Origin of the sequence: Chryseobacterium sp. KLBC 52 (assembly GCF_003347605.1) — a bacterium.
Lineage (GTDB): Bacteria > Bacteroidota > Bacteroidia > Flavobacteriales > Weeksellaceae > Chryseobacterium.
On the sequence record NZ_QDFZ01000005.1, the window covers coordinates 86,149 to 106,647 of the forward strand.

Annotated in this window: 22 protein-coding genes; 14 read left to right on the forward strand and 8 right to left on the reverse strand. The window is 36.1% G+C overall.

Annotated features, from left to right (window positions below):
* Nucleotides 1–26 precede the first annotated feature (26 nt).
* Together purF and DDF69_RS06700 are read left to right on the forward strand one after the other, a co-directional pair.
* Complete coding sequence (purF, locus tag DDF69_RS06695) at nucleotides 27–1,526, forward strand: amidophosphoribosyltransferase (protein ID WP_034698287.1); 1,500 nt, start codon at nucleotides 27–29, stop codon at nucleotides 1,524–1,526.
* Nucleotides 1,527–1,667: 141 nt separating this feature from the next.
* Entirely contained in the window at nucleotides 1,668–2,615 is a 948-nt protein-coding gene (locus tag DDF69_RS06700; protein WP_114820089.1) for a glycerophosphodiester phosphodiesterase family protein, read from the forward strand.
* Between the two features lie 89 nt (nucleotides 2,616–2,704).
* Here the strand turns inward: DDF69_RS06700 and DDF69_RS06705 are convergent, their stop codons facing one another.
* From DDF69_RS06705 to aroB, 6 genes are all read right to left on the reverse strand, one after another.
* A complete protein-coding gene (locus DDF69_RS06705; protein WP_114820090.1) occupies nucleotides 2,705–3,424 on the reverse strand; it encodes a porin family protein in 720 nt (239 codons plus the stop codon).
* Between the two features lie 364 nt (nucleotides 3,425–3,788).
* Nucleotides 3,789–4,484 carry a porin family protein gene (locus tag DDF69_RS06710; protein ID WP_114820091.1) on the reverse strand — a complete coding sequence of 232 codons (696 nt, stop codon included), beginning with the start codon at nucleotides 4,482–4,484 and terminating at the stop codon, nucleotides 3,789–3,791.
* A 428-nt stretch (nucleotides 4,485–4,912) separates the two neighbouring features.
* Nucleotides 4,913–5,497: a porin family protein gene (locus DDF69_RS06715; protein WP_114820092.1), complete on the reverse strand. Its 585-nt coding sequence runs from the start codon at nucleotides 5,495–5,497 to the stop codon at nucleotides 4,913–4,915.
* A gap of 206 nt (nucleotides 5,498–5,703) precedes the next feature.
* Nucleotides 5,704–6,324 carry a porin family protein gene (locus DDF69_RS06720; protein ID WP_114820093.1) on the reverse strand — a complete coding sequence of 207 codons (621 nt, stop codon included), beginning with the start codon at nucleotides 6,322–6,324 and terminating at the stop codon, nucleotides 5,704–5,706.
* A 232-nt stretch (nucleotides 6,325–6,556) separates the two neighbouring features.
* The gene (locus DDF69_RS06725) at nucleotides 6,557–7,192 is read right to left on the reverse strand and encodes a porin family protein (RefSeq protein WP_114820094.1); all 636 of its coding nucleotides are present in this window, start codon (nucleotides 7,190–7,192) and stop codon (nucleotides 6,557–6,559) included.
* 278 nt (nucleotides 7,193–7,470) lie between these two features.
* Nucleotides 7,471–8,517 carry a 3-dehydroquinate synthase gene (gene aroB / locus DDF69_RS06730; RefSeq protein WP_114820095.1) on the reverse strand — a complete coding sequence of 349 codons (1,047 nt, stop codon included), beginning with the start codon at nucleotides 8,515–8,517 and terminating at the stop codon, nucleotides 7,471–7,473.
* Between the two features lie 101 nt (nucleotides 8,518–8,618).
* On the opposite strand from aroB, the gene DDF69_RS06735 reads away from it, so the two are divergent.
* Entirely contained in the window at nucleotides 8,619–9,800 is a 1,182-nt protein-coding gene (locus tag DDF69_RS06735; protein WP_228411933.1) for a pseudouridine synthase, read from the forward strand.
* 189 nt (nucleotides 9,801–9,989) lie between these two features.
* Here DDF69_RS06735 and pncA read toward each other — a convergent pair whose 3' ends face one another.
* Nucleotides 9,990–10,595, reverse strand: a complete 606-nt coding sequence (gene pncA, locus DDF69_RS06740; protein ID WP_114820096.1) for a bifunctional nicotinamidase/pyrazinamidase — start codon at nucleotides 10,593–10,595, stop codon at nucleotides 9,990–9,992.
* A 214-nt stretch (nucleotides 10,596–10,809) separates the two neighbouring features.
* Here pncA and DDF69_RS06745 point away from each other — a divergent pair, with 214 nt between their 5' ends.
* From DDF69_RS06745 to DDF69_RS06765, 5 genes are all read left to right on the forward strand, one after another.
* Nucleotides 10,810–11,952, forward strand: coding sequence for a DEAD/DEAH box helicase (locus DDF69_RS06745; RefSeq protein ID WP_114820097.1), 1,143 nt, complete (start codon nucleotides 10,810–10,812; stop codon nucleotides 11,950–11,952).
* Between the two features lie 217 nt (nucleotides 11,953–12,169).
* On the forward strand, nucleotides 12,170–12,706 hold the full coding sequence (locus DDF69_RS06750; RefSeq protein ID WP_114820098.1) for a YfiT family bacillithiol transferase: 537 nt from the start codon (nucleotides 12,170–12,172) through the stop codon (nucleotides 12,704–12,706).
* Nucleotides 12,700–13,161, forward strand: coding sequence for a DUF1569 domain-containing protein (locus DDF69_RS06755; RefSeq protein ID WP_228411934.1), 462 nt, complete (start codon nucleotides 12,700–12,702; stop codon nucleotides 13,159–13,161). Before DDF69_RS06750 ends, DDF69_RS06755 begins: the two co-directional genes overlap by 7 nt.
* A complete protein-coding gene (gene ytxJ / locus DDF69_RS06760) occupies nucleotides 13,158–13,538 on the forward strand; it encodes a bacillithiol system redox-active protein YtxJ (protein ID WP_114820099.1) in 381 nt (126 codons plus the stop codon). The genes DDF69_RS06755 and ytxJ overlap by 4 nt, the downstream gene beginning before the upstream one ends.
* On the forward strand, nucleotides 13,535–14,131 hold the full coding sequence (locus DDF69_RS06765) for a Crp/Fnr family transcriptional regulator (RefSeq protein WP_114820100.1): 597 nt from the start codon (nucleotides 13,535–13,537) through the stop codon (nucleotides 14,129–14,131). The genes ytxJ and DDF69_RS06765 overlap by 4 nt, the downstream gene beginning before the upstream one ends.
* A gap of 63 nt (nucleotides 14,132–14,194) precedes the next feature.
* Here DDF69_RS06765 and DDF69_RS06770 read toward each other — a convergent pair whose 3' ends face one another.
* Complete coding sequence (locus DDF69_RS06770) at nucleotides 14,195–15,610, reverse strand: PLP-dependent aminotransferase family protein (RefSeq protein ID WP_114820101.1); 1,416 nt, start codon at nucleotides 15,608–15,610, stop codon at nucleotides 14,195–14,197.
* A gap of 97 nt (nucleotides 15,611–15,707) precedes the next feature.
* On the opposite strand from DDF69_RS06770, the gene DDF69_RS06775 reads away from it, so the two are divergent.
* From DDF69_RS06775 to DDF69_RS06805, 6 genes are all read left to right on the forward strand, one after another.
* Nucleotides 15,708–16,592: a DMT family transporter gene (locus DDF69_RS06775; RefSeq protein ID WP_114820102.1), complete on the forward strand. Its 885-nt coding sequence runs from the start codon at nucleotides 15,708–15,710 to the stop codon at nucleotides 16,590–16,592.
* A 636-nt stretch (nucleotides 16,593–17,228) separates the two neighbouring features.
* Nucleotides 17,229–17,825 (forward strand): Crp/Fnr family transcriptional regulator, encoded by a 597-nt coding sequence (locus tag DDF69_RS06785; RefSeq protein ID WP_114820104.1) that lies wholly within the window; start codon nucleotides 17,229–17,231, stop codon nucleotides 17,823–17,825.
* Nucleotides 17,826–17,881: 56 nt separating this feature from the next.
* Nucleotides 17,882–18,496, forward strand: a complete 615-nt coding sequence (locus DDF69_RS06790) for a Crp/Fnr family transcriptional regulator (protein ID WP_228411935.1) — start codon at nucleotides 17,882–17,884, stop codon at nucleotides 18,494–18,496.
* Between the two features lie 215 nt (nucleotides 18,497–18,711).
* Nucleotides 18,712–19,467 carry a stress-induced protein gene (locus DDF69_RS06795; protein ID WP_114820105.1) on the forward strand — a complete coding sequence of 252 codons (756 nt, stop codon included), beginning with the start codon at nucleotides 18,712–18,714 and terminating at the stop codon, nucleotides 19,465–19,467.
* Between the two features lie 72 nt (nucleotides 19,468–19,539).
* Complete coding sequence (locus tag DDF69_RS06800) at nucleotides 19,540–20,127, forward strand: ferritin-like domain-containing protein (protein ID WP_114820106.1); 588 nt, start codon at nucleotides 19,540–19,542, stop codon at nucleotides 20,125–20,127.
* Nucleotides 20,128–20,189: 62 nt separating this feature from the next.
* Nucleotides 20,190–20,492 carry a hypothetical protein gene (locus DDF69_RS06805; protein ID WP_162800881.1) on the forward strand — a complete coding sequence of 101 codons (303 nt, stop codon included), beginning with the start codon at nucleotides 20,190–20,192 and terminating at the stop codon, nucleotides 20,490–20,492.
* Nucleotides 20,493–20,499: the final 7 nt, after the last annotated feature.

Sequence of the window (20,499 nt, forward strand, 5' to 3'; positions counted from 1 at the left end):
AATCTTTTAATTTAGAAAAAATAGAAATGAAAAGTTTAGACATTCATAAAAGTGAATATTTAAAACAGTTTGAAACCCAGACTTACGGAAGGAATCTTTTCAGAACTCAGGAAGAGGAAAGACTGGATGCTCCTAATGAAGAGTGTGGGATCTTCGGAATGTATTCGGATAATGATCTGGATACTTTCTCTCTTTCACAGTTTGGTCTTTTTGCATTACAGCACAGAGGTCAGGAGGCTTGTGGTATTTCCGTTTTAAAGGATGGAAGAATCACCAACATGAAAGATGAAGGACTGGTTTTGGATGTTTATAAAGAAATTCAGGAACCTGAAACTTTTATGGGAAATTCTGCAATTGGGCATACCCGTTATACCACTGCAGGAGATAAGAAGAAGTATAATTTCCAGCCATTTTTCGCGAAAAACGAATATGACCAGATTATACTTTCTATAGCACACAACGGTAACCTTACCAATGCCAAGGAATTAAAAGCAGAATTAGAAGCTGAAGGCGTAGTTTTCAGAGCGACTTCCGATTCTGAAGTTATTCTGAGACTGATCCAGAAAAACCTTGATTTAGGTCTTCGTGGAGCGATTAAAGCAACCATGGAAAAGATTGAAGGAGCTTATTCTGTAGTAGGGATGACCAGAAACAAATTCTTTGCATTCAGAGACTTCAACGGTATCCGTCCGTTAGTGTTGGGAGCTATTGATGAGAAATCTTATGTAGTAGCTTCAGAATCTGTAGCATTGGATGCTGTAGGCGCTCAGTATGTGCGTGATATTCTTCCTGGTGAGATCATTTATACCAATGAAAACGAACCTGGAAAACTTCATTCTTATATGATGGATGAAGCGAAGGGCAAGCAGAGAATCTGTTCTTTCGAATATATTTATTTCGCAAGACCTGACTCTACCTTAGAAAACATCAATGTATACGAGATCAGAGAAAAATCCGGAGAGAAAATCTGGGAACAGGCTCCTGTAGAAGCTGATTTGGTGATTGGAGTTCCGGATTCCGGAGTTCCGGCTGCTATTGGTTTCTCTAAAGCTTCAGGAATCCCTTTCCGCCCGGTTTTGATCAAAAACAGATATATCGGAAGAAGTTTCATCGTTCCTACACAGGAAATGAGAGAAAGGGTAGTAAACCTTAAGCTGAACCCGATCATCTCTGAGATGAAAGATAAGAGAGTAGTCATTATTGACGATTCTATTGTTCGTGGAACAACATCTAAAAGACTGGTTAAAATCTTAAAAGATGCAGGTGTAAAAGAAATCCACTTCAGAAGTGTTTCGCCACCTATTATTGCGCCTTGTTATCTGGGAATTGATACTCCGTCTAAAGATGATCTGATCTCAGCGAATATGACTACGGAAGAACTTAAAAACTATCTTGGGGTAGATTCCTTAGAGTTTTTAAGCATAGACAACCTGAAAGACATTTTAGGATCAGCTAATCACTGTTTCGGATGCTTTACAGAAGAATATCCTGTTGGAAAAGGAGAAGAGGTAGATTTATTCAATTAATCTCTTTATTGAATTCATAAAAATAAATAGCCGGGTTTATAATCCGGCTATTTCGTTGTATAAATGTAGCAAAAGCTTAATATTCCTGTAGTATTCAATATATAAAGGAGTTTTAATTTTGTCAGATTAAAACTTCAGGATATGAAAAACGCACTTTTTACGGGTATTTTTCTGGTATTTACCCAATTGTATTCTTCGCAGTCTTTTGACAAGCAGGCACACCGCGGAGGAAAATCTCTTTACCCCGAAAATACGATCCCGGCAATGAAGAATGCACTTAAAATGAATGTGACAACTCTGGAAATGGATCTGGCTATAACGAAGGATAAAAAAGTGATTCTTTCCCATGATGCTTTTCTTTCACCGGAACTGGTTACAAAACCGGATGGAACTTATATTCCCAAAGATTCAGGTTTTTATTACAAAATATATGAAATGCCTTACGCAAAGATCAAAACATTTGACGTAGGTTTAAAAAAACTGGATAACTATCCTGATCAAAAGAAAATGAAGGTTCAGAAACCTCTTTTTTCAGACGTCATTGATGCTTGTGAGGCCTATGCACGCGAATTGAAAAGACCGCTGCCTTTTTACAATATAGAAACAAAAACACGTCCTTTCTCTGATAATATTTTTCATCCTGAACCGAAAGCATTTGTAGATCTGATGATGAAGATCATTATTGAAAAAAAGATTCAGGACAGAGTGATCATTCAGTCTTTTGATCCAAGAACACTGGAAATTCTTCATAAAGAATATCCTGAAATCATGACTGCTTTACTCGTAGAAAAGGTAGATGACAAAAAGCTGGCCCAGCAGCAGGCTTATTTTAAAAGTATTCCGGCAGAAAAGTTCAGAATGTATCCTGATCATATGAATGGAGTAGCCGGAGATATGAAGTTCCTGAGTTTCACTCCTACGATTTACAGTCCGGAACAGAATCTTGTAACGCCTCAATTAGTACAGGAATGCCACTCATTAGGCATGAAAGTAATCCCATGGACTGTGAATGCCAAAGAAAGATTAAAAGAATTAAAAGAAATGGGAATAGATGGGGTGATCAGCGATGATCCGAGAATATTTGAATAAAACTTTTGATATAAATAGCCGGAAGAAAATCTTCCGGCTATTTTATGCGTGCAAGGTTAATGCACTTCGGTTAAAAAATTGGTTCTTAATTAAAATTTGTAGTTAAGACCTAACTGAAATACTCTGTTGTTATTTTCAGCAGCAGGTCTGCTTTTATCAATTTTTGTCAAACTATTTACATATCTTGCGCTGATACCAATATTGGATGTGATATCATACCCTAAACCAAGACCCAATCCGAAATTGAATTTATTGATCTGATCTTTATCGATATCTTCAGTATTAGAACTTGTAGTAGTTGTAGTAACACCTCCTGTAGTACTTGCTACACTTGTTTCTCCTTTAGTTTTTCCGTTGATGAAATAACTGAATTCAGGTCCAGCTTCAACGTAAAATTTCTCAGTAGGTCTCATCTGAAGCATTAAAGGAACTGAAATATAGTTCATCTTTACTCTACCTTCTTCTTTAGTTTTTACATTCGTAACTCCATTATCAGTTTCTGTAGATGAAATTACATCTTTTGCCCCCATTTGGTTATATAATACCTCTGGCTGTAAGCTGAAATGTTTTGAAAGTGGAATATTAACGAATGCACCTGCGTGGAAACCTAGTTGTTGTGTGTTGATCCCAAACTTTTGCTCGCTGAAATAAGCTGAGTTTCCTCCGGCCTTGATTCCGAATCTAATGGGTTGTACATCTTTTTTTAGTGGTGATGCATTTACTGTTTTCGTTTCTGTCTTTGTTTCTGTCTCTTGAGCGAAAGCTAGTGTACCAGCAGTTAATGCCAATCCTAAAAATAACTTCTTCATAATTTTATTTTTTAATTTTACTATTTGTGTGTCGGATATTTCTCAATCAGACTCCTTGTATTTTGCAAATTGCTTGCCAAAGTCGAAAAATGCCTGTTTGAAGGGCTTTTGAGATGGTTTTTGAAAAGTTTATTTTAAACCATTTATCCCTTTTTGATGAATAAATATGTTATAAAATGAATGTTTTGTGAAAATAGTTGAATGCTCAATACGCTTTATTATTGATAATTGAAATAATGAAAAAATTTGAACCGGAATTAGTTTTTTAAAGAATTAATAAGTCTTCCTGGCTCTTTTTAAGAATAGAAATAAAAAATACCGGACTCTTAAAGCCCGGCACCAGTTTTGAAAATAATAAATATCTCTATTTAAAGCGATAAGCTACTCCAAGCTGAAGCGCATTATTTCTGACTTTACTACCGTAATCATTCTTGAAAATTCCTGTTATACCCGCTGTAAATCTTGCAGTCACTCCAAAATTTTGAGTAAAATAATATCCTGCGCCAATTCCAATTCCAAAATTGAATTTATTATACAACTTCATTGAAATTTTATCGGAGAAACTCTCAGAATTAACAGTCGTTGTATTATCGTATCTTATTTCATTTCTTCCGTCTCCTTCTATTTTCCCTCCCAGAAGTAAACCAAACTCAGGTCCTGCTTCCACATACAATTGAGGAAGAATATTGTATTGAACCATAATAGGAAGAGTAAGGTAATTTAAATTAGTTTTGTACTCATATTCCTGCTTCGTAAAATAATCTCCGGAATCATGAATAAAGAGATCTTCTGTTTTTGAGCCTAGCTGGCTGAAAAGAAGTTCGGGTTGTATACAGAATTTTTCAGCAACAGGAATATTGGCAAATATTCCGATATGTGAACCTGCTTTTATTTTTTCGCTATTATCCACATCACTTCTTTCACCTCTGCTGAAAGTAGACCCATTGAAACCGGCTTTAACACCAAAAGTAACAGGAGAGGCGGCTTTCGGCTGTTGTTTTTCCTGCGCACTGGCGGAAAGCCCAGCCGTAATTGCGAGTACTGCAAAGAGTTTTTTCATGATTTAAAGTTTAATTTTTCTTCTTCGCTTCAAAATACCTGCCATAAAAATGTAAAGTGATAAAAGTCATGCAATAAGCGAAAAAGTCAGGCCTAAACTAATAAACCTGACTTTTTCTATTGAAATCAAAATGTATCTTATTGAATAAACAAAATATTTTTAATATTCTGTATGTGCACTCTAATGCCAGCCCACCTGACATAATTCTCGTTAAAAGGTAATGGTAATAGTTGAATTAATTTGATATCCAATTGAATATCAACTGAATCAAAGCATACTCATTTTGAAAACAAGACCGTAAGTTGGAAATTTCCGGAATAGAGTACAATCAATTATTCAATACGCAAATTTCTTGCCAAAAATATCAGGACCAATAAAAAAGCCGGATTATAATAAACCCGGCTTTGTATTGAATAGAAAGTTTGTTTTTAGAATTTGTATGCTAAACCAATCTGGAATACTCCGTTTCTGGCAGCATCACCGTTATTGTTCTTTGGAACATCAGATAGTCCTGCAGTATATCTTAGATTCACTCCGATATTTTGTGTGAAATAATATCCGGCTCCAAGACCAATTCCGAAATCAAAAGTTTTCAAATTATCTTTAACATCTACAGAAGCACCGTTACCCTTTCCTTTAGCACTGATAAGGAAACCAAACTGAGGACCTGCTTCTACATATAGATTAGGAATCAGATTGTACTGTAACATTACAGGTACTGCGATATAATCTGTATTAAGTTTTACATCACTGTTACCTTTATATTTACCACCCATACCACTGTATAACACTTCAGGTTGTACAGAGAAGTCTTGTGCTACCGGAATGTTGGCAAACACACCACCATAAAATCCAGCTTTTGAATTTAAATCACTGTTAGAAATAGTAGAGATATTAAGACCTGCTTTTACACCAAATCTAACTGGAGAAGATGAAGCAGTAGAAGTTGAAGTCTTCTGAGAGAAAGCAAAAGTACCTGCTACAAGGGCAAGGCCTAAAAAAATCTTTTTCATAAGTTTTATATTTTAATAGTTTTTAAGTTTTATTTAACATTTCATTAAGAATCAAATGGCGTGCCAAAGTTAAAATGTACTGTGAATCTACTATGTAATGTGTTTTTTTGAATAATAATTTTTCTATAGTATTAAAAAAGCCGGATTAAATTTAATCCGACTTCACTTTAATTATAAAAACTTAATGAAAAAAGCTTAATAAAGCTTTAGAATTTGTAATTTACTCCTACCTGGAATACACCATTTCTCACAGAGCCTTCTCTGTCATATCCGTAATGATATTTTGTTTTTACAATATCAGATAATCCGGCAGTGTATCTCACATTGATCCCAATGTTTTTGGTAATATAATACCCTGCTCCCAATCCGATTCCAAAATCGAAAGATTGAGTTCCATTTTTAAGAACGCTCGTAGATTCACTTTTCTTTAACCTTGCATCAATTAAAAAATTAAATTGAGGCCCTGCTTCTACATATAAATTTGGAAGTGCCTTATATTGGAACATTACCGGTACAGAAAGATATTCTAAATTAAGTTTTGCATTGCTGCCTCCTTTTTCTTTAGCACCCACTGCACTATATAATACTTCCGGCTGAATAGAGAAATCCTTTGCGACAGAAATATTCAAAAAAACACCACCATAAAATCCTGCTTTTGAATTCATATTCATATTAGAAAGACTGGAAACATTTAGTCCCGCCTTCAAACCGAACTTGATTTTGGAAGAAGATGTGGATGGAGTAGTAGCTTCAGCAGAAGTGGAAGTGCTTTGAGCAAAAGTAAAAGTACCTGCGATAAGTGCCAGGCCTAGAAAAATCTTTTTCATAGATTAGCTTTATTTTTTATGTTGTTTAACGCTCGCTATGCAACAAACAATATGCCGTCAATCCCCTTGTATAAAGACTTTATGTGTTTTTAACGAATGGATAAATCAACTCTTTGGGATGTATTTATAGTGATTTATCAGCTCCATATTATTTTAACATAAAAAAAGACCAGATTAAAAAATTAATCTGATCTTTTCTATTGAATATAAAATTTGTTAGTGAATGTGTAGCTTATTTAAATTTATAAGCTAATCCTACCTGGAATAGGTTGTTTCTTGTAGCATCAGATCCACTAGGTCTGTTTTTCGCTACATCTGTTAAACCTGCAACATATCTTGCGGTAAGTCCTAAGTTCGGAGTGAAATAATATCCAGCTCCAAGACCGATACCAAAGTTAAATGTATTTAGATTGTCTTTGTAATTATCAGTAGTGCTTGAATCTCCGTTTGATTCATTTTTAAATTTGTTTTTAGCACTTACCATGAAACCAAATTCTGGCCCTGCCTCAACATAAAGATTTGGAATCAGGTTGTACTGGAACATTACCGGTACTGTAATATAATCCAATTTAGTTGAAGCTGAATATTTTGTTCCTGCTAACGTATAATCTGATTTATTACCATATTGTGAATACTGAACCTCTGGCTGAACGCTGAATGAAGCTGCTAATGGAATGTTGGCAAATACACCTGCGTTGAATCCTATTTTAGATTTCTGATCATCAAGACCACTGTCTTTTGAAAGTGAAGAAACGTTCATACCTCCTTTTACCCCAAATGTTACCGGATTAGAAGACATGTTTCCTGTCTGTTGAGCGAATGCGAATGTTCCTGCAGTTAACGCTAATCCTAAAATTAACTTTTTCATAACTTTAATTTTTTTAATTTTACTCTTTCTTAATTTTAAATTTTACTACTGTTCAGCATTTTCAGTTGAACGCAGAGTATCTTTCAAATTGCTTGCCAAAAATATTTTTTATGAGTAAAATCAATAAAAAAATCACTTAGTGTTTAAGTGATTTTTAAAATATAATATTGATTAATAATGCTTTATGATTTCAAATAAATGTTTGTTTAGACATTGTCTAAATTGACAATTTTGTCAAAAACAGAAGGTGAAACAAATGATTTTTTCTGAAAAAAACGTTAAGCATCATTCAATCTTCTATAGAAAGACAGAGATTCAAGGATATTTTCCTGACTGCACTGATGATCATAATTGCAGGAACCTATTCCTGAAAGCAGAGAAAAATTGATTTTGCTGTCTGTATTCTTTTTGTCATTCAGCAGTAATGCGGTAATATCTTCATCCTTAAAATCGCTGATATCAAGGTATGGATAGTATCTCTGAATGTTTTCAATGATAATTTTTGAATCTTCTTCAGAAATTAGGTTTTCAAGATAAGCCAGATGAGCTTCAGCAATCATTCCCATAGCAACGGCCTCACCATGAAGAATTGGATTTTCCTGCTGCAGACATAAACTTTCCACCGCATGGCCTATGGTATGTCCGAAATTAAGTGTTTTTCTGATATTCTGTTCGTGGAAATCCTGATCTACTACATTCTGTTTAATATTCATGGAAGTCTGAATATGTGGAATTACAGTTTCTACTTCGAGTTTACGGATCTGTGTCAACTGATCCCAATGATTTTTATCAGCAATTAACCCATGTTTCAGCATTTCAGCAAATCCGCTTCTTAATTCTTTAAAAGGTAATGTTTCTAAGAATTTTGGGAAAATAAAGATTTGCTCAGGGAAAGCAAAAGTTCCCACCATATTTTTATAGTGCATCAGATCGATCCCGGTTTTTCCGCCTATAGAAGCATCACACATCGATAGAAGGGTAGTAGGGATGTTGATAAACTGTATTCCTCTTTTATAAGTAGATGCCACAAATCCGCCCATATCGGTTATTACACCACCTCCAAGGTTGATAACCAGCGCTTTTCTGTCCGCCTGCATTTCTGTAAGAATTTCCCAAAGCTGATTGGCCGTCTGGATATTTTTCATTTCCTCTCCCGCTTCAATCTCTAAAATTTCAAAGCCAAGATCCGTTTCCATATTTCCGAGAAGAACAGGGAGGCAGTATTCATGCGTGTTTTCATCTACAAGAATGAAAATTTTACTGAAAGTTTTTTCGTGAAGAAACTCGTTGAGCTGTGAAAAATTATCGTTTAATATTGTTATCATCTTCTATTGTATGTAAAGTTAAAATGTAAACTATAGTGCAAAGTTATGATTCTTAATTTTTAACTCGTAACTAAATTACTATCTTTGCAGAAATTTTTAGAATGAGCAGAGATAATAATAATTCAGACAGACCAAAGAGACCAAGAATTTCAACCAAGAAAAGTTCTGATGATTCTCGTGCTTCCAGATCTGGAAATTCTTCAGGATCAAAACCTTTTAAAAAGCCTTTCTCTAAAGATGGAGGAAAAAAAGGCCCGGAACATAAAGGATCCAACTCAAGATTTGAAAAGAAACCTTTTAAAAGAAATACCGACAGTTTCGAAAATTCCAACGACGATTCAGGATCAAAATCCGAAAGAAAACCTTATATCACGAACAAAAGTGAGAGCTATGAGAAAAAATCTTTCGGAAAACCGAAGAGAGGAGGAAAGAATTTCGATACAAGAGATAAGTACGAAAGAGGCAGCCTGAAATACGGAAGAAGACCATCTAATGGTGAAGACAGAAATGATGACAAGACAAGATCTTTTGTACAGAAAAGAAGGCTGAATAAAATTGAAAAGGACGTTCATAAAGACAGCATCCGTCTTAACAAGTATATCGCTAATTCCGGAATCTGCAGCAGAAGAGAAGCTGATGAACTGATTACTCAGGGATTGGTAGAAGTCAACGGAAAGGTGGTAACTGAAATGGGATATCAGGTACAGAAAACAGACAGAGTAGTTTTTGACGGACAAAGCATTACTCCTGAAAAGCCTGTATATGTACTTTTGAATAAGCCAAAAGGTTATATTTCTACTACAAAAGACGATAAAGCAAGAAAAACTGTAATGGATCTTGTAGCGAATGCTTCTCCTTACAGACTTTTCCCGGTGGGAAGACTGGATCGTTCTACAACAGGAGTTATCTTACTGACCAATGACGGACACATGACTAAAAAACTGACGCATCCCTCTTTTGATGCCAAGAAGATTTATCATGTAACATTGGATAAAAAGCTTACTGGTGAAGATTTACGTCTTATTGCGGAAGGTATCCGTCTTGATGAAGGAGTAGCAGTGGTAGATCAGATTTCATACATTGAAGGGAAACCTAAGAATGAAATCGGAATTGAGATCCACATCGGATGGAACCGTGTGATCAGAAGAATTTTCCAAAGATTAGGATACGAAGTAGAATCTTTAGACAGAGTAATGTTTGCAGGATTAACGAAGAAGAATATCAAGAGAGGACACTGGAGAATCCTTACAGAACTGGAAGTGAACAACCTTAAAATGCTTTAAAATAATGATGAATTATAAGTTATAAATGATGAATGACAGATTCAGATTTCCAGCTTATTTCATTTTTCAAAAAAGTATCTTCAGGATAAAAACAAAAAGCGCAGAAAATAATTCTGCGCTTTTTTATTGTAGTAAGTTGTGAATTCTAAAACTCATAACTCATCATTTATAATTCATCATTAAAAAGAATTACCCTAATACAGTTACTCCTTTTTCAATCATTTCATAGATGGCATCTCTGCCGTTGTCAGGTTTTACGTTTACTGCACGTGTTCCGTTGAAATGAAGGCAGGTTACATATCCGTTGGCTACTGCATCCTGTGCTGTAAATTTAACACAATAGTCTAATGCCAGGCCTACGATTTCTACTAGCTGAATATCATGATATTTCAGGAAGTCATCCAATCCGGTTTTCATAAAGTGGTTGTTATCCTGAAAACCGCTGTAGCTGTCAATTTCAATATTTTTACCTTTCTGTACAATGTGGGTTACTTTATCTCTGTTCAGATCTTTGTGGAATTCTGCCCCAAAAGTTCCCTGAATACAGTGATCCGGCCACATAAATTGTGGAACACCATTTAAAATAATACTTTCTCCCACCTTTCTTCCATTGCTGCTTGCAAAACTTTTATGACCTGCAGGATGCCAGTCTTGGGTAAGAACTATCTGATCATATTCATTTTCTTCCATCAGGAGATTGATGTATGGAATAATTTCGCTGGCTCCAGGGACTGCAAGTGCTCCGCCTTCACAAAAATCATTCTGTACATCGACTATTATTAACGCTTTTTTCATATTTTGATTTCTCGAATTTTTGATAAATTTACAAAACTAATCTTCAAAAATTTGTCCAAACCTTAATTATCGGACAAATCGGCAACATAAATTTTCAATGTTTATGAATGAAAGACATAAAATTTTAAATAATTGAAGTTTATCTGCTGCCTATCGTATTTTGAGGCTTACACCAAATATCAATAGCGTATCTTTGCAGTAAATAAGTATTTTTATGTCATTTGAATCGTTAGGATTATCACACAATATTATTCGTTCTGTCAAAAAACTAGGGTATTTAAAACCATTCCCCATACAGGAGCAGGCTGTTCCTGTCATTTTGCAAGGCAAGGACCTGATGGGAATTGCACAGACAGGTTCCGGTAAAACAGCTTGTTTTGTGATGCCGATTCTGGAAAAATTGCAGAATGCGGAAGTTAAAAAAGATCGTAATGTTCAGGTTTTGATATTGGTTCCTACCAGAGAATTAGCGATTCAGATAGATGAAGTTTGCAGAGCATTCACAGAAAATATAAAGAGGGAAGTCCGTACGATGGCAGTGTACGGAGGTGTTTCTATCAATCCGCAGATGAAGGGAATGTTTGGAGTGGAAGTTTTGATTGCGACTCCGGGACGTTTGCTGGATTTAATTGATCATAATGCATTGAGTATTTCAGGAATTAAACATTTGGTGATTGATGAAGCAGATAAAATGTTTCAGCTGGGGTTTGGTGAAGAAATGAATAAACTTTTTGCCATGATGCCTGTAGCGAAGCAAACCACTTTATTTTCAGCTACCTTGAATGATAAGGTTTCTGAAATGAAAGAACGTCTTTCTATCAATCCTACGATTATTGAGATTAAAAAAGAAGAAGTTGAAATTGATAATATCGAACAGCTTGCCTATCATGTTGCTCCGGAAAATAAAGGACCTTTTTTACGATATCTGATCAAAGAAAAGAAAGTAGAAAAGGCTTTGATTTTTGTTTCGTCTACAAGATCTGCGGATAATCTGGTAGAGAAACTTAAAAAGAATAAGATAAAAGCGGTGGCCATTCATAGCCAGAAGTCACAGGGAGCGAGAAGAAATAATCTGGAAGAATTTAAAGTAAACGGAGCTCAGATTTTGGTGGCTACAGACTTAATTGGGCGTGGAATTCATATTGAATCTCTGCCATGTGTTATCAATTACGAGTTGCCTCGCTCGCCGCTGGATTATATTCACCGTATTGGTAGAACAGGGCGTGCTAATGAAAAAGGAACTGCAATCAGTATTCTGACGGATGATGAATTGCAGCATTTCAGAGTGATTCAGAAGAAAATGGGTAGAAAAGTAACCCTGCAAAGAACAGAAGGTATTGATTTACACGGTTATTAATACTTTATTATAATTAAGAGAGGCTTCAGTTTATATAATTGAAGCCTTTTTTAATGAAAAAATAGGTACCACAAAAATCATTATCGGTATAATTAATGCTTTATTCACTTTATATTCTTGAATTTTTGATAAATTCGCGCAAGCTGATATTCGTCAATTATTCTAATAAATAATAGTAATACCCATCGGCAAATAATTAAAAATTAAAACCTGAACAATGAGCGATTTAGAGAAAAAAAAGTTTCCAATAGGACCATTTGAAGTGCCTGAAAACATTTGTGATATCACATTGGATACTTATATCAAAGTAATCAAAGACTTTCCCGGCCGGCTAAAGAATCTCATTGAACACTTTACAGACGATCAATTGGATACCCCTTACAGAGAAGGAGGCTGGACGGTAAGACAGCTTGTGAATCATCTTTCAGACAGTCACATGAACAGTTTTATCCGTTTCAAACTGGCACTGACAGAAGAAAACCCTATCATAAAGCCTTATGACGAAGCGAAATGGGCGGAGCTTCAGGACAGTTTTCATATGCCTGTAAAGCCGGCTATGAGAATGTTGAAGGGAACACACCAAAGATGGGTAGTTCTTCTTAAAAGCCTTACGAATAAACAGTTTGAAAGAACTTTCCATCATCCTGAGCATCAAAAGAATTATAATTTAAGAGAAAGCCTTGCTTTATACGTTTGGCATTGCAATCATCATTTTGCTCACATTGAAAATCTGAAGATAGAAAAAGGTTGGTAAAAAAGAGTCTCAATAATCCCATATATTATCGGGAAATCAAAGACAGAATTTCCCTGTTAACTGAAAACTCTCCTGCAAAATGGGGAAAAATGAACGTATGTCAAATGCTAAAGCATTGTGATTTAGTTCTTCAGGTGGCTTTGGGAAAGTTTGAACTTCCCCGTATTAATGTGATGTTTGAGGCAATAGGGATTTTTACTAAAATAGAAATGTATGTTTTCAATAATGGAATTCCGAGAAACATGCCTACTTTTCAAAAACTAATCGTTAATTTTGAGTGTGATTTTGATGCATCAAAAACCAATCTGCTGAAAACGCTGGAAGAATTCCGGGAGGCTTGTGAAAAAAGCAATTTACCGGACCGCCACAGACTATTCGGAAGCATGACTGAAAAAGACTGGACATTTTTAGAATTCAAACATCTTGATCACCATCTAAAACAATTTAATGTATGAGTTTTTTTGATAAAATATTCGGTGGAAAAAGTGAAAGCCCTGAGCAAAAAACATTCTGGAAAAAGATAGAATCTGAAGAAGACCTTGCCAAAGCAATGGAAGACTCTTTTCAGAATAGAATAGCAATATTCAAACATTCTACAAGCTGTTTCATAAGCAGGACAGTTCTGAAAAATTTTGAAAAAGAAATAGAAAATTCAGACCAGCCGGTCAATGTATACTATCTGGATTTATTGGCGCACAGACCTGTTTCCAACAAAATAGCAGCAGATTTTGAGATCAGACACGAAAGTCCGCAACTGATTGTCATAGAGAACGGAAAACCTGTTAACAGTGCTTCACATCAGGATATTTCTTTAAGCCAGATTATATCATGAAGAATATAAATAATTACTTAGCCAAAGTTTTAAATGTTCCGCTTAAGAATGTGAATACGTGCAGCCTGCACTATGAAGTAAAGAAAATTCCTAAAAACCAGTTTCTTCTTCAGTATGGTGAAATCTGCCGACATATTTTCTTTGTAGAAAAAGGGCTGATAAAGATGTATTCCATTGATAAAAACGGAAAGGAACATATTATCCAGTTCGCTCCGGAAAGCTGGCTGATTTCTGACCGAAGCAGCCTTTATTTCAATGAAAAATCCATTTATTATATAGAAGCAGTGGAAGATTCTGAAGTGTTGTTTCTTCATCCTGATTTCTTCAACAAACTGGTAGAACAATTTCCGAACAGCATCGAGGGAAGTGATTTTCTTCTTCAGAAACATATCAGAAGCCTTCAAAACAGGATCAACTCTTTATTGGGAGAAACTGCAGAAGAAAGGTATATGAAATTCATCAAAATGTATCCCGATTTACTCCTGAGAGTTCCGCAATGGATGATTGCTTCTTATCTTGGAATTACTCCGGAGAGCCTGAGCCGTGTAAGAAAGGAGCTGGCAAGAAAAAATTTCATCCCGGATAATAAATAGAAAAGGCTGGGACATGGAGGCTGGAATTATTCACTGGAGCTTCAGGCCTCCATCTTCTTTACTTTAATAAATCTTTTTGGCAAGCTGTCCGACCTGTCTCAGTTTTGCCTGTGTATCTTCCGACCATGGAAGCCCTATGCAGAGCCTCATGCAGTTTTCAAACTGTTCCTGAAAGGTAAACATTCTTCCGGGAGCGATACTGATATTCTGTTTGATGGCCAGATCGTATAATTCTGTTGTACGGATCTTTTGATCAAATTCTACCCATAAAGACAAACCTCCCTGCGGACGGCTGGTTTTTGTGCCTTCAGGGAAAGATTCTGCAATGGTCTGTACATAGTTCTGATAATTGAACTGTAATGTTCTGCGAAGCTGCTGAAGATGTTTTTCATATTTTCCGGATTTCAGAAAGTTGGCAACAGCTTCATTTACAATGGAAATAGAAGACGTAGAATGCAGAAGCTTAAGTTTCATGATTTTGTCTTTATATTTCCCCGGAGCAATCCAGCCTACACGATATCCGGGAGCCAAAGTTTTTGAAATAGAGCTGCAATAGAGTACATTTCCGTCCTTATCGAAAGATTTACAGCATTTCGGACGGCTGGAACCAAAATAAAGGTCTCCATATACATCATCTTCTATCAATGGAATATTATTTTCAGAAAGTATTTTTACAATTTCTTTTTTATTTTCATCTGGCATACAGCTTCCCAAAGGTGAATTGAAATTGGGAATCAACAAGCACAGATCTATTTTTGGAATTAATTTTTTTAAAGCCTCAATTTCAATTCCGGTAGTGGGATGGGTAGGAAGTTCAAGCACTTTTAAACCCAAACCATTGGCAAGCTGAAGAATTCCGGGATAACAAGGACTTTCGATAGCAACGGTATCTCCGGGTTTTCCTAAAGCCATTAAACAGAAAGAAAGAGCATTCATTCCGCCATTGGTGGTAATCAGGTCATTTTCGCTCAGATTTCCTCCCCATTGCAAGGAACGTACAGCAATCATTCTTCTTAATTTCAGATTTCCCTGAAGTTCTTCATACTCGGTACCGCCATCTTTTAATTCCCTCGTGGCGTTTACAATTTCTTTCTTCAGTTTAGCCTGCGGTAAAAGATCTCCGGAAGGAATTCCTATAGAGAAAAAGGTAAGATCCTTTTTACCCATATTTTCATATACCTTACTGATGAGTTCGTCCGGTTCATCATTATTGGCGATCAATGACGGGCGGCTTACTTCGGGCAAAGGAAGTTTGGCAGAGAGCAGCTGACTTACAAAATAACCGGATTGCGGTTTGGATTCTACCAAAGACTGGGATTCCAGTTCAAGAAAAACACGCTTGGCCGTATTCATGCTCACCTGATGTTCCTGGCATAGCATTCTCACGGAAGGAAGTTTGTCTCCTGTCTTTAGAATACCACTTCTGATCTGTCCTGCAATTCCATCAGCAATTTCTGTATATAAAAATTCTTTACTCATATTGTTAAACTGTGCTCATGCAAATATACAAAACTGATACTGTGTTTATCTAATTATCCTTTTTAATTTTGAACATCAATTAAAAACTTTGAATAAAATGATGACAAAACAACTATCAAAAGATGAAAATATAAGTGGCTGGATCAATGGATTTATAGGCGTAGTCTTATTTAGCGGAGGTTTGCCGGCCACTAAATTAGCTGTAATGGAAATGAGTCCTACTTTTGTAACGATTGTTCGTGCAGCTGTTGCAGGAGTCCTGGCACTGATCGTATTATGGCTGGGGAAAGAAAAACGTCCTGTAAAAAAAGATCTGATTCCATTATTATTGGTTTCTCTTGGTTGTGTGGTAGGGTTTCCTCTTCTTTCTGCGTTAGCGCTTCAATATCTTACTTCAGCGCATTCTATTGTATTTCTGGGAATGCTGCCGTTGGCCACTGCTGTATTTGGTGTCATGCGTGGTGGTGAAAGACCTCATCCTATATTTTGGTTTTTTTCGATTGTGGGAAGTCTTCTGGTGATTGGCTATGCTGTTTCACAAGGAATATCGGCATCACCTATTGGCGATATTCTGATGCTTCTTGCCGTTATTTTATGTGGTATGGGCTATGCTGAAGGCGCTAAATTATCCAAAACATTGGGCGGATGGCAGGTGATTTCCTGGGCTTTGGTATTGGCATTACCAATTATGATTCCTTTATTTTTTATTTATTTTCCGGCGGATATTGAGAATGTCAGCTTCAAGGGATGGTTTGGAATGGCCTACATTTCACTGTTCAGCATGTTTATTGGTTTTATATTCTGGTACAAGGGATTAGCACAGGGAGGAATTGCAACTGTTGGGCAGCTGCAGCTGCTTCAGCCTTTCTTTGGGCTGGCACTCGCGGCCTGGCTTCTTCATGAGCAGGTGAGTATGGGAATGCTGGGGGTGACAGTGGGCGTGATATTATGTGTAGCAGGAACAAAGAAATTTGCGAAATAATTAAATATAAAGAATTATGACTTAAGTCATAAGAAAACGACTTCATAATAGTCTACCTTTGATCTATCACCACAAAATAGAACAGTATGAAATTTATGATGTCAACCTTGCTGATAGGAATTATTGTCCTGAGCTGCAAAAAAGAATCGAGGACAGAAACCCATGTTACTACAGACACAGTCATAGCTGATACCGTCAGGACGGACTCTGTTTCAATAAATCCAATCCCTTCCGATACAGTTCGAACTGATACGCTTTCCTCAAAAAAACGTACAGATACGGCAGGAAGTCCTAAAAATAAAATACCAAAAAAGTAGCAACTTTTTCTGTAATTACTTTGAAAAACCTGTTCTCATTAAGTGAAAACAGGTTTTATTATTTTATATACCGATATAGTATTGAAACCACAAATTTAAAAATGTGGTATCAAAAAAGCAATTTAATTGCGTTTTTAGTAATGATATTTGATCAATAACTGTAAAAATACTTAAAGTTATTAAAATTTTTAACTTTTTTTAACTTTTAAAATAAACAATAAGGTGTAGTTTTTGCATGCAACATAGGATCGATTACCAGTGATATTTTTACTAAGACTAAGAAGCGGGGAAGAAGAAAACAACGCCAAAAACAACTATTATGGTTATCGACGAAAACATTTTGATTTCAGCAGGAGCAGAAACGAGACACTATAGCCCTTCAGAAGTAATATTCTGTGAGGGAGATATTCCTACCTATTATTACCAGATTATTAAAGGAGAAATAAAACTCAACAATTATAATGAGGAAGGAAAAGAATTTATTCAGAATATATTATCAGACGGGGAAAGCTGCGGGGAGTCTATTCTGTTTATAGAGAAACCTTACCCTATGAATGCTGAAGCCATTACAGAATGTAGTGTTCTGAGGCTTCACAAATCTGTATTTTTCAATTTGCTGAATCAAAATCCTGAATTGTACATGGAGGTTAACAGCTTTCTTTCAGAACGCCTGTATTATAAATTCATTATGATGCAGAGCCTCTCATCTCAAAATCCTTCTATACGACTGAAAGGATTGATGGATTATCTTAAAAGCTTCCAAAAGGATCTGACTCCGTATTCTTTTTTGATTCCGTTAACGAGGCAGCAGATGGCAAGCCTGACGGGCCTTTGTGTGGAAACCGCAATAAGAACCATTAAGCATATGGAAAGGGATAAAATTTTAAGAATTGAAAACCGTAAAATTTTATACTAAAAAAACATTTTAGGTATATTATTTGCGTTTTTCTTTACTTAAAATCTATTAAAGTTATGAAAACAATAAGTTGTATGAATATTGAAGAAAGTCTTCTGTATTCATTCGGTGGAGAAGAAAGGAATTATAAGAAACATGAAGTTGTTTTTAAAGAAGAGGATCATGCACTTTATTATTTTCAAATTGTTGAAGGAAAAGTAAAACTGAATAATTATAATGAAAACGGAAAAGAATTCATTCATAATATTCTGGGCAAAAAACAAAGCTTTGGAGAGGCCATGCTTTTCCTTCATCAGAATTATCCCATCAATGCTATATCCCTTGAAGATTCCCGGATTATAAGGCTTCCCAAAAATAATTTCTTTGAAATGATCACGGAAAATCCGAATCTTTCACTGGAAATGAATGCCTGCCTTTCACAGGAAATTTTTTATAAACTGAAAATGATGCAGAGCCTTGCATCAGAAAATCCGATGCAGAGGCTGAAAGGCTTATTGGATTATCTTAAAAGCTATCATGATGAAGACTGTCATCAATGTTTCCATATTGCCTTTACACGCCAACAGATCGCCAATCTTACAGGTCTGCGTGTAGAGACAGTGATCAGAAATCTGAAAAAAATGGAAAAGGAAGGAATGCTCACTTTGAAAGATCGTAAAATTCTATATTAATTTCAATAACATGACCCAGGTCATAAATAAGTGAATTATTCTTTCATACATTTGTTATAGTTCTTCAACACAATTCTTAGGCCCTTAGTAAAAGGCACGCAAAAAAGCATTTGCTTTTTATATTCATTAAAATTACCGACACCTAACTGTTGCCGTCTCATACTAGTCACGGACTGCAATACCTATCACTAAATAATAATATAAAAAATTCAGTTATGAACACTAGAAATTCAAGAAACAACAGTTCAAGAGGACGTTCGCATTCGCCGGAAAACCTTGAAGAAGTATATCAATTAGGGTATGATCATGGTTTCAATGATGCCACTCAAGATGAAGATTACGACGATGATTTTTCAGAATATGAAAATTATTTTGATGAAAATGATGACGATGATGATTATGATGAAGATGACTATGATGAGTACGATGACGATGATTATGATGAAGATGATGACGAAGATTACGACGATGATGATGATCAGAGAGGCCGCAGCGGAGGAAGAGGCGGTTCCAGAAGTGGAAACGGAAATCAGCAAAGAGACAGCCAGGGAAGATTTACTTCCGGCAGAGGAGGATCACGTGGAAGCAGTTCTGGGGGTAATTCTCGCGGAAGGTCAAATTCAGGTTCAGGAGGACGAGGCAGGTCATCATCAGGAAGTGGTACTTCCGGTAGAGGAGGATCAAGTAGCAATTCCCGTAACCGTTCCAATTCAGGTTCTGGTTCCAGATCGGGAGTAAGATCTTCCAGTTCTGAATCCAATTCAGGAAGAAGGGGTTCTAATTCAAGATCAGCAAATAGCAGTAACAGTAATAGTTCGGGCCGTAGTTCCGGTTCAGGCAGTTCCAAAAGAGGTTTTGCTGCGATGAGTAAATCTGAGCGTACAAGAATCGCCAGAATGGGCGGACAGGCATCCCACGGAGGCGGAAGATCTTCAGGTCGTTCCGGATTCGGTGGCAGACGTAATTCATAATTCTTTTTCCAGGATTGCCTCTTTAGATCTATATAAAGAGGTAATCCTTTAATCACAAACACCATTTACACTATGCCCAATAAAATATTAGAAACAGACACTGCAGTTCCTGTTACCAAGAAAGGTACGGCAGATAAAGATACAGTCAACAAGGATGAAATGAAAAGTTCTCCGCTGCATAAGTTCTTTGCAAGTGCTCTTAAAGATATTTATTATGCAGAAAATGCCATTCTTGAAGCGCTGGAAAAGATGCAGGAAGCCGCAACAACGGAAGAACTGAAGGATGCGTTTGAAGATCATCATCTTCAGACCCAAAAACACGTTAAACGACTGGAAAAAGTATTCCAGCTTATTGACGAGAAACCTGAAAAAAAAGAATGCAAGGCTATTAAAGGAATCATCGAAGAAGGTGAAGAAGTCATCAAATCCACAGAAGATGGTTCTGCAACAAGAGATGTAGCATTAATTATTGCCGCACAGAAAGTAGAACATTACGAAATTGCCACTTACGGCGGGCTGGCCCAGCTAGCCATAACCATGGGGCACGATAAGGCTGCAGATCTTCTTGAAAGAACCCTTCAGGAAGAAGAAGATACGGATTCGTATCTTACCGATATTGCGGAGACATCCATCAATTTCGATGCAGAACAAGAAGACTAAACTATGCAATAAGCCATGTAGCTTGTTCTATATGGCTTATTTTAATCATGAAATCAAAATATATGGACTGTCAGAAAATTATAAAAACACTGAAACACAAAGATTTTGTAAAAGTCTCCCACACAGGGACGTGTTTCGAAGATGGAGCTGCAATTTATGCTAAAGAGATCAAAGAAAATATCTTCCTGCTGTTTATCATTCTGAAAGATATTGATATTGAAAATATACAGGCGTTAATTGCTCATTTCGATTGTTTTGGCAGTATAGGCTTAAAAGAACCGGAACAGATCATGTTTTATTTATCCATCAAAGATAAAAATGACCTCCATTATTTTGAACAATATCTGAGAGCTTCCCATAACTAATACCATT